This window comes from uncultured Rhodococcus sp., assembly GCF_963525155.1.
GTDB classification, from domain to species: Bacteria; Actinomycetota; Actinomycetes; order Mycobacteriales; family Mycobacteriaceae; genus Rhodococcus_F; species Rhodococcus_F qingshengii.
Genome location: NZ_CAURKP010000056.1, coordinates 20,986 through 29,858, shown reverse-complemented (window position 1 = coordinate 29,858; position 8,873 = coordinate 20,986). Strand labels below are relative to the sequence as shown.

The 8,873-nt window shown below is 64.1% G+C and carries 5 protein-coding genes; all 5 read left to right on the top strand.

The window, feature by feature from the left end:
• Positions 1 to 95 precede the first annotated feature (95 nt).
• The 5 genes from RWT78_RS13895 to RWT78_RS13875 all read left to right on the top strand — a co-directional run bounded on the left by RWT78_RS13895 (position 96) and on the right by RWT78_RS13875 (position 8,785).
• Positions 96 to 2,777, top strand: coding sequence for a valine--tRNA ligase (locus RWT78_RS13895; RefSeq protein WP_039973213.1), 2,682 nt, complete (start codon positions 96 to 98; stop codon positions 2,775 to 2,777).
• Positions 2,774 to 4,213 carry a folylpolyglutamate synthase/dihydrofolate synthase family protein gene (locus RWT78_RS13890; RefSeq protein ID WP_003944455.1) on the top strand — a complete coding sequence of 480 codons (1,440 nt, stop codon included), beginning with the start codon at positions 2,774 to 2,776 and terminating at the stop codon, positions 4,211 to 4,213. The genes RWT78_RS13895 and RWT78_RS13890 overlap by 4 nt, the downstream gene beginning before the upstream one ends.
• Positions 4,210 to 4,650: a DUF4233 domain-containing protein gene (locus tag RWT78_RS13885; RefSeq protein ID WP_003944448.1), complete on the top strand. Its 441-nt coding sequence runs from the start codon at positions 4,210 to 4,212 to the stop codon at positions 4,648 to 4,650. Before RWT78_RS13890 ends, RWT78_RS13885 begins: the two co-directional genes overlap by 4 nt.
• An 18-nt stretch (positions 4,651 to 4,668) precedes the next feature.
• Positions 4,669 to 5,088, top strand: coding sequence for a nucleoside-diphosphate kinase (ndk, locus tag RWT78_RS13880; protein ID WP_003944527.1), 420 nt, complete (start codon positions 4,669 to 4,671; stop codon positions 5,086 to 5,088).
• A gap of 448 nt (positions 5,089 to 5,536) precedes the next feature.
• A complete protein-coding gene (locus tag RWT78_RS13875; protein WP_314676255.1) occupies positions 5,537 to 8,785 on the top strand; it encodes a translation initiation factor IF-2 N-terminal domain-containing protein in 3,249 nt (1,082 codons plus the stop codon).
• Positions 8,786 to 8,873 lie beyond the last annotated feature (88 nt).

The following is an 8,873-nucleotide window of genomic DNA, read 5'->3' as shown; positions in this document are numbered from 1 at the left end:
TCGGCTGACCCCGGACTGCGGGGCAGTCGTTCGTGTGCGCCGCGGCGGCCGACGGGCGAATTCGTTCACGACGGGGGAGTCATTAGGATCAAGTGGTGACCAGTGCAGCTCCAGAGAACCCCCAGACCCCCGCCGACGCCCTACCCAAGAGCTGGGACCCCAGCGCTGTAGAGGCCGATCTGTATCAAGGCTGGGTAGACGCCGGGTACTTCCAGGCCGACGCGACCAGCGACAAGCCCGGCTACTCCATCGTGCTGCCGCCCCCGAACGTCACGGGCAGCTTGCACATGGGCCATGCCCTGGATCACACCCTCATGGACGTGCTCAGCCGTCGCAAGCGGATGCAGGGCTACGAGGTGCTGTGGCTACCTGGCATGGATCACGCCGGTATCGCCACGCAGTCCGTCGTCGAGAAGCAGCTCGCTGCCGACGGCAAGACAAAGGAAGATTTCGGCCGCGAGCTCTTCATCGACAAAGTTTGGGACTGGAAGCGCGAATCGGGTGGAACCATCGGGGGCCAGATGCGGCGCATCGGTGACGGTGTCGACTGGAGTCGCGATCGTTTCACGATGGACGAGGGCCTCTCGCGCGCCGTTCAGACCGTCTTCAAGCGCATGTTCGACGAGGGTCTGATCTACCGCGCCGAGCGTCTCGTGAACTGGTCGCCGGTGCTGCAGACCGCGATCTCCGACATCGAGGTGAAGTTCGAGGACGTCGAGGGTGAGCTGGTTTCCCTGCGCTACGGCTCGCTCGACGACAACGAGCCGCACGTCATCGTCGCGACCACTCGCGTCGAGACGATGCTCGGTGATACCGCAGTGGCGGTCCATCCCGAGGACGAGCGCTACAAGCACCTCATCGGCACCACTCTCGATCATCCGTTCACCGGGCGTCAGATCCCGATCATCGCGGACGACTACGTCGACCCCGAGTTCGGAACCGGCGCTGTGAAGATCACGCCGGCTCACGATCCCAACGACTTCGAGATGGGCCTGCGGCACAACCTGCCGATGCCCACCATCATGGACAAGACCGGCAAGATTGCCGACACCGGAACCGAATTCGACGGAATGGACCGCTTCGAGGCTCGCGTCAAGGTTCGCGAAGCTCTCGCCGAGCAGGGGCGCGTCGTCGCCGAGAAGCGCCCGTACCTGCACAGCGTCGGGCACTCCGAGCGCAGTGGCGAGGCCATCGAGCCTCGTCTCTCGTTGCAGTGGTGGGTCAAGGTCGAGACGCTCGCCAAGGCTGCGGGTGACGCGGTTCGCAACGGGGACACCGTCATTCACCCGGCGAGCCAGGAGCCACGCTGGTTCGACTGGGTCGACAACATGCATGACTGGTGCATTTCCCGTCAGCTCTGGTGGGGTCACCGCATTCCGGTCTGGTACGGCCCCGAGGGTGAAGTTGCGTGCTTCGGTCCTGACGAAACGGCGCCGGAAGGCTGGGTCCAGGATCCCGACGTCCTCGATACCTGGTTCTCCTCCGGACTGTGGCCCTTCTCGACGATGGGCTGGCCGGACAATACGCCCGAACTCGAAAAGTTCTATCCCACCAGCGTTCTCGTCACCGGCTACGACATCCTGTTCTTCTGGGTCGCCCGCATGATGATGTTCGGCACCTACGTGTCCGAGGACGAGTCGATCACCGCCGGTCCGGGTAAGTCCGGCGCGCAGATGCCGTTCAAGGACGTGTTCCTGCACGGACTGGTCCGCGATCAGTACGGCAAGAAGATGTCGAAGTCTCGCGGCAACGGTATCGACCCACTCGACTGGGTCGATCGTTTCGGCGCCGACGCCCTGCGATTCACACTTGCACGCGGCGCCAACCCGGGCAGCGACCTGTCCGTCGGTGAGGATTCGGCGCAGTCCTCGCGCAACTTCGCGACCAAGTTGTTCAACGCGACCAAGTTCGCTCTGATGAACGGCGCTGCTCCCGCGCCGCTGCCCGCTCGAAGCGAACTGACCGACGCCGATCGTTGGATCCTCGACCGTCTCGACACGGTCCAGGCCGAGGCGGACGCCGCATTCGATCGCTACGAGTTCAGCAAGGCGTGCGAAGGCCTGTTCCACTTCGCGTGGGACGAGGTCTGTGACTGGTACCTCGAACTCGCCAAGGTGCAGTTCGCCGCCGACGAGGCCGTCGCCGCGAACACCCGCGCCGTGCTCGGCAACGTTCTCGATGCACTGCTCCGCCTCCTGCACCCGGTCATTCCGTTCGTGACCGAAACCCTGTGGAAGGTGCTCACCGGCGGCGAGTCCGTCGTCGTCGCCGAATGGCCCACGTTGTCCGGTGAGGCAGTCGACGCCCAGGCCGCAACCAGGATCGAAGACACGCAGAAGCTGATCACCGAGGTGCGACGATTCCGAAACGATCAGGGACTCAAGCCTTCCCAGAAGGTCCCGGCTCGTGCGTCCGGGCTCTCGGAGGCCGGCATGGACGGCCAGTTCGCCTACGTGGCGGCGCTGGCCAAGCTGACCGAACCCGAAGAGGGATTCACCGCGTCGATCTCCGTCGAGGTGCGCCTGAGCCAGGGCACCGTCACTGTCGACATCGACACCTCGGGCACCATCGACCTCGGCGCCGAGAAGAAGCGGCTCGAAAAGGACCTCGCGGCAGCGCAGAAGGAACTCGTCACCGCTGACAACAAGCTGGCGAACGAGGCCTTCCTGGCGAAGGCGCCCGACGCCGTCGTCGACAAGATCAAGACACGTCGCCAGATCGCCGTCGAAGAGATCGAGCGCATCACGGGACGTCTGAAGGAGTTGGCCGACAAGTGAGTTCGTACGAGCCGTCCCAATTCGACGCTCAGAGTTCGGTTCCGACTCCGGTCGACATCGCCGAACTGGCGCTGGTGGAAGCAGAACTCGACAAGCGTTGGCCCGAGACCAAGATCGAGCCGTCACTGACTCGCATCGAGGCGCTCATGGATGTCCTGGGCTCGCCTCAGCACAACTATCCGTCGGTGCACGTCACGGGAACCAACGGTAAGACGTCGGTGACGCGCATGATCGATTCGTTGATGACGGCTCTGCATCGTCGCACCGGGCGAACCACCAGCCCTCATCTGCAGATCGCGACCGAGCGGATCAGCATCGACGGTCATCCGATCTCGCCGCGGCTCTACGTGGACACGTTCCGCGAGATCGAGCCGTACGTGCAGATGATCGACGCACAGTCGGAGGAAGCCGGGGGACCGGCGATGAGCAAGTTCGAAGTGCTCACCGCCATGGCCTATGCGGCCTTCGCGGAGGCGCCGGTCGACGTCGCCGTGGTCGAGGTCGGCCTCGGCGGACGCTGGGACGCCACCAACGTGATCGACGGGCAGGTTGCGGTGATCACCCCGATCAGCCTCGATCACGCCGAGTACCTGGGCACCGACCTGGCCGGGATCGCGGAGGAGAAGGCCGGGATCATCAAGAAGGGCCGCGAGGACCTGGTTCCGGTGGACACCGTCGCGATCATCGCCGAGCAGACTCCCGAAGTCATGGAGGTATTGCTGCGGCGTGCTGTCGAGGTGGAGGCCGCGGTCGCTCGTGAAGGCTCGGAGTTCAAGGTGCTTGCTCGCCAGATCGCGGTAGGCGGACAGCAGCTCGAACTTCAAGGCTTGAGCGGTGTGTACACCGACATCTTCCTCCCCCTTCACGGTGAGCATCAGGCGCGCAACGCCGCGCTCGCGCTCGCTGCCGTAGAAGCGTTCTTCGGTGCCGGTCCGGATCGACAACTGGATCAGGACGCAATCCGCAACGGGTTCGCCTCGATCGTCAATCCTGGTCGCCTCGAACGTGTTCGGAGTGCGCCGACCGTCTTTCTCGACGCCGCCCACAATCCTGACGGTGCCCGCGCTCTCGCGGCCGCACTGGCCGCCGAGTTCGACTTCCGCAAGCTCGTGGGAGTGGTCAGCGTCATGGCGGACAAGGACGTCGACGCCATCTTGACTGCATTCGAATCCGTCTTCGACGAGATCGTCGTCACCCACAACGGGTCACCCCGGGCGATGGACGTCGAAGAACTGGCGAACATCGCCGTCGCGAAGTTCGGCGACGAGCGCGTCGTCGTTGCGCCGGTGCTTGCCGACGCGTTGGAAGTCGCGATCGAAATCGCCGAGCAGGTCGCCGAACCCGGTGAGGCCGTATCAGGGGCGGGTGTGGTGGTGACGGGATCCGTCGTGACCGCAGGCGCCGCCCGCACGCTGTTCGGAAAGGACCCCGCGTGAGTACCCCGTCAGATGCCAATCCCGAGTCCGGAGACCACGAGCCCGGAGACACTGCCGGCGAGTTCGGGCCGCCGACCAAGGACCCGTGGAAAAGCTTCCGCGGAGTGATGGCCGGAACCCTGATCCTCGAGGCGATCGTCGTGCTGCTGGCTTTGCCGGTTGTCGCGGTCGTCGGCGGAGGCCTCACCGCGGCCTCCGCGGGATTCATCATCGGGTTGGCGGTACTGATGATTCTGGGTGCGGGCATCCAGGGCAAGCCGTGGGCGATGGGGTTCAACGTCGCGCTGCAGGTGATCCTTCTGTTCGGTTTCTTCGTCCACCCGTCGATCGCCGGTGTCGCGATCACCTTCGGGATCGTCTGGGGATACCTCGTCTACCTGCAGAGAGACATCAAGCGCCGGATGGACAAGGGCCTGCTTCCCGGTCAGCGGGACTGACCATTTAGGCTGTCCGCTGTGACTGAGCGCACCCTCGTACTGATCAAGCCCGACGCCGTTGCCCGTGGATACGTAGGAGAAATCCTCAGCCGTATCGAGCGCAAAGGCCTGACAATTGCAGCACTCGACCTCCGCGTAGCTTCCGAAGAGGTGGCTGGTAGCCACTACGCAGAACACGCCGAGCGTCCGTTCTACCCGAGCTTGTTGGAGTTCATCACCTCCGGTCCGCTGGTGGCCGCAGTGCTCGAAGGCCCCCGCGCCATCGCTGCTTTCCGTCAGTTGGCCGGCGGAACCGACCCGGTCGACAAGGCTCTTCCGGGTACGATCCGCGGCGACTTCGGACTCGAAGCGCAGCAGAACCTCGTTCACGGCAGCGACTCCGTGGAGTCGGCAGAGCGTGAAATCGCTCTGTGGTTCCCCGCGCTGTCGTCCATCTGAATCTCCGATCGGGCCTCTGGCCCACATGAACGGGCCTTCGGCCCACATCTCCACAGCGAATTCTCGGCACGTATCCCACATCGGTGCGCCCTTTGCAGTTGCAGGCGCGTTGGTGTGGGATACTGCTTTCAGTTGAACCGCAATTTGTTTTACGCACGTTCAACCGGATGACACCTAGGTTCGATGCCCTTTCATCGCTGCTCCAGGTCAACAGGAAATCCCTGGACCTCTGCACGCTGGATGATCAGGCGCTCGCGCACAGGACAACGGCCATCCAGCCAGGCACTTCATGTGCTCGCAGTGAATAACGGGCATTGCGGACCATGCGGAGCGAGACCTTACAATCTCGTACTCACTTCTGAGTGCGAGTACACACAGCACGCTCCCGCGTGGCCGCGTGACAACTCGACTTCTGGGTTGGACGCGCCCGGGGGCTGAGGAGACTTACGTGGCCGATCAATCCCCAACCGAATCAGATTCCAGCACCACCCCGGAATTTCCCGACAAGATGCGCGTACACGCGCTGGCGAAGCTGCTCGGCGTCACCAGCAAGCAGGTCCTTGCCGAAGCCGCAGCGCTCGGTACCGAATTGCGCAGCGCGCAGTCGAGTCTCCACCGTGACGTCGCTCAGCGGATTCATGCCTCGTTGACTTCCGCGGCCGAGGCCATCGAGCCCGTCGTCGCCGAGCTCGACACCCTCATCGACCCGGTTGTCGAGGCGCCGGTTGCCGAGGAGCCTGCTGCAGAAGCTCCCGTGGAGGCTGCTCCTGTTGCAGAGGCTCCGGCCGAGAAGCCTGTCAGGGCTCGTCGCACTCGCAAAAAGGTCGTCGTCGAAGAACCTGCAGCAGAAGAAACAGTGGATCCGGCTGTCGCCGAGATCAGCGCTGGACTCGACGCCGCAGCTGCGCTGCAGAGCAAGGAAGCCGAGCAGTCCGATCTGTTCACTTCCTTCGAGGCGCCGCAGACCCATCAGCCCGAGGTGGCTCCCGCCGCGCCGCAGGTTCCGCTGTTCCTGCAGCCGGATCTCGAGGCAGCCGAGGTAGCTCCGCGTCGCCGTCGTGCCCGCCGTGAACCCGCCGCACCGGCGGTAGTCGAAGAGAAGCAGGCAACTGCGGAAACCGAAACAGTCGCACCCGAGGTCTCACCGGTTGTAGTTCCAGCCGTCGAAGAGCCGGCTGTGACCGCCCCGCAAACCGAGGGTGAGAGCGCCGAGTCCGAGGACGAGGACGACGATCAGCCGCGTCGCCGTCGTCGTGGACGCCGTGGACGTGGACGTGGTCGCGGTGAACAGGGTGGCGAGCAGGGTTCGGACGAAGAGTCGGATACCGCTACCGAATCGGAGCAGGAATCTGCCCCTGCGGCAGTCGAGAAGCAAACCGACGACGCTGCCGGCGAAGAATCCGGTGATAAGTCCGAGTCCACCGCTGATGCGGATTCCGAGAATGCCGACGATTCCGATCTCGATGCCGACGGATCGAGCCGCCGTCGCCGCCGCCGTCGTCGTCGCAAGACCGGCACCGACGGCGCCACCGACGCGACTGCGACGTCCGAGGACGATCCGCCGAACACCGTCGTTCACGAGCGCGAACCTCGCAACAAGACCCGCGTCAAGGACGAGGTCCAGGGCATCAGTGGTTCGACACGTCTGGAAGCGAAGCGTCAGCGTCGCCGCGACGGTCGTGACGCCGGCCGACGTCGCCCACCGATCCTGACCGAGTCGGAGTTCCTCGCGCGTCGTGAGGCCGTCGATCGCGTCATGGTCGTGCGCGATCGGGCAGACAGCGGTCAGCCGCATGCGACTACACAGGTAGCAGTCCTCGAAGACGGAGTGCTGGTCGAGCACTTCGTCACCAACTCGGCGTCCGCGTCGATGGTCGGCAACGTGTACCTCGGACGTGTCCAGAACGTGCTCCCCAGCATGGAAGCTGCGTTCATCGACATCGGACGTGGCCGCAACGGTGTTCTCTACGCCGGTGAGGTCAACTGGGAGGCTGCCGGTCTCGGTGGCAACTCGCGCAAGATCGAGCAGGCCCTCAAGCCGGGCGATCAGGTGCTCGTTCAGGTCAGCAAGGATCCGGTCGGTCACAAGGGTGCTCGACTGACCACACAGATTTCGCTTGCCGGTCGTTTCCTCGTCTACGTGCCCGGTGGTACGTCCACGGGTATCAGCCGCAAGCTTCCGGACACCGAGCGCAAGCGTCTCAAGGAAATCTTGCGCGACATCGTTCCCGCCGACGCCGGCGTGATCATTCGCACGGCGTCCGAGGGCGTCAGCGAAGAAGAGTTGGCGCGCGACGTGACTCGTCTGCAGGCTCAGTGGGCCGGCATCGAGGAGCAGGCTGCGGCTGCGGACACCGGTAAGTCCGGCAACCCGCAGGCGCTGTACGAAGAGCCTGACATGCTGGTCAAGGTCATTCGTGATCTGTTCAACGAGGACTTCTCCAAGCTGGTCATCGAGGGCGAGAAGGCGCACACGACGGTCGAGAACTACATCAACTCCGTTGCGCCCGACCTGCTTCCGCGGCTCGAGAAGTACACGCCGAACAACGGTATCGACGTCTTCGCGGCTCGCCGTATCGACGAGCAATTGGCCAAGGCACTCGATCGCAAGGTGTGGCTGCCGTCCGGCGGCACCCTGGTGATCGACCGCACCGAGGCCATGACCGTCGTCGACGTCAACACCGGAAAGTTCACCGGAGCCGGCGGAAACCTCGAAGAGACCGTCACCCGTAACAACCTCGAAGCGGCCGAGGAGATCGTTCGCCAGATGCGCCTGCGGGACATCGGCGGAATGATCGTCGTCGACTTCATCGACATGGTTCTCGAATCGAACCGGGACCTGGTCCTGCGTCGGCTCACCGAATGCCTGGGTCGCGATCGCACGCGCCATCAGGTGTCGGAGGTCACGTCACTCGGGCTCGTGCAGATGACGCGCAAGAAGTTGGGCACCGGATTGGTCGAGGCCTTCTCGACCACCTGTGAGCACTGCCACGGCCGCGGCATCATCGTCCATTCCGAGCCCGTCGAGGTGAAGTCCTCGGACGACGGAGGATCGCGTTCGGGCTCGCAGCGCAGTGATTCCGGTACCTCGCGCAAGAACAAGCGTGGCCGCGGAGACAAGTCGGCTTCGACCGAGTCCAACGGACAGGAACCTCCGGCGCCGGAGGTTCCGGCTGTCGACGCGACCGTCAAGCGGGCTCATCCGGTGGCATTGGCGATGGCCTCGCATCACCACGACGACGACGAGACCGTCGCGGCCGACTCGATCGAGTCTGATTCCGCCGGTACGTCTTCGGGGGACGATGCATCCAAAAGTGCCGATCGGCAACAGGATCGGCCGATCGATACTCCTGCTGCTTCTGAGCGCCATGACGTTTCTGTTGTGGACTCTGCTGCGGAAGAAGTATCCGCAGTGGACAACGAGTCGGCAGCACCTTCGACCGAAGCAGCTCCGCGAGGTCGTCGGCGTAGTCGCCGGGCGTCGCGGGCAGCGTCGGCACCGGTTGCCGAGGCAGCTCCCGAGGTGGGCACGGTCTTCGTGATTCCGACTCCGGAACCCGTGACAGAAGCGGTCGTGGAAAACGTTCCGGCTCCGGCCACCGAAGCTCCGGCTGAGGAAGAAGTTGTCGTCGTCAAGCGACCCCGTCGCAGGCGTGCAGCAGCACGTCCCGCAGGGCCTCCGGTAGACGGAGAGTAAGAACTACTGGCTTTCGGTCGGTTGGATGACTTCGCGATGAGCGAGGACATCCAACCGTTATCCGAAGTTTCAGCTGGTAGAAGCAGTA